Consider the following 1,170-nt stretch of genomic DNA (forward strand, 5'->3'; position numbering starts at 1 on the left):
GGGCTTGGCGGACGCGTCGAGTTCGCCGACCGACGCGGCGGAGGCGTCGAGCGCCTCCCCCTCGTTGTCGACGGGGACGGTGACCACCTCGCCGCGCTCCGGGGCGAGTCCGAAGACGGTGCCGTCCTTGGCCACGGCGACATCGGCGCTAGCGCCCAACTCGGCCACCGGCTCGTTGACCTCGGCCTCGAAGGACGCGACGCCCTGCGCCGGCACGACCCAGAGCTCGCCGGTCTTCTGATCGAGGATCGCAGCCGTGCGGTTGCCCAGTGCGACCTTCGAGGAGGACGGGACCTTCGCCGAATCGCCGAGCGAGACGCGTGCAGGATCGACGGCTGTGAGTGTCGACGCGTTCTCGTCGACGACCAGGATGTTGTTCGTGTCCTGCAGGATGTCGTAGTTCTCACCCGTGGTGCGCAGTCCGCCGTCGAGCACCGTCGACTCGTGGTTGAAGTGCCCCACGAGAAGGCTCGACGTCTTGGTGATCCAGACGCCGCCGTCGTTCAGATCGACCTTGGTGGTCGGGAACCCCTCATAGGTGAAGGCCATCGTGGTGATGGCGATCACGCCCACGGTGACACCGGCCGCTGACGCCAGTGTCTTCGGTCGTGCGCGCATCCATGACAACGCCTTCATACCCGGTTCCCCCCCAGGGTGACACTCTCTGTTCTCCTCGATCGCGACCCGACGGGCCCACGAAGCACCCGTTCATCCTAACTGCGTCCTGGAATACCGCTCGATGGGGAGTTTTGCCCATCGAGCGGGGCGACGTCGAGAAGACCTCGAAGCCGCCCCGCCCATGGAGCATGAGAGCGTGCGGTCAGCTGCGACCCCGACGCCGTCGGAGGACGAGCGCGCCACCGAGGCTCAGAAGCAGCAGAGCGCCGCCGACGAGGTACCAACCGGGTGCACCGCCCGTCGTGGCGAGGTCACCGCCCGTGGACGACGCATCCGCTCCGCCACTGGATCCCGCACCGGGGGCTGTGCCCGTCCCCGTTCCCGGTGCGACGCCGCCGGAGCCGTCCCCCGCGCGGGTGACCGTGATCGGCGCGGTCGCCTCGGTCCCGTCGGGGAGGATCACCGCCAGTGTGTGCGCACCGGCCGGCGTCTTCGCGGGGATCGTGACAGCGGTGCGGAACGCCCCGTCGGCATCGGCGGTCGCGGCGCCCC

At 69.5% G+C, this 1,170-nt stretch carries 1 protein-coding gene and 1 pseudogene; both read right to left on the reverse strand.

The features are described 5' to 3' along the window. Window positions 1–618 (reverse strand): annotated as a pseudogene (locus DSP71_RS08285) (hypothetical protein); the annotation flags it as partial. Window positions 619–820: 202 nt separating this feature from the next. Then, window positions 821–1,170 (reverse strand): LPXTG cell wall anchor domain-containing protein (locus DSP71_RS08290; RefSeq protein ID WP_113680838.1); only part of this gene is annotated, 350 nt, incomplete at its 5' end.

This window comes from Microbacterium sp. H6, from assembly GCF_003314775.1.
GTDB lineage: Bacteria > Actinomycetota > Actinomycetes > Actinomycetales > Microbacteriaceae > Microbacterium > Microbacterium oxydans.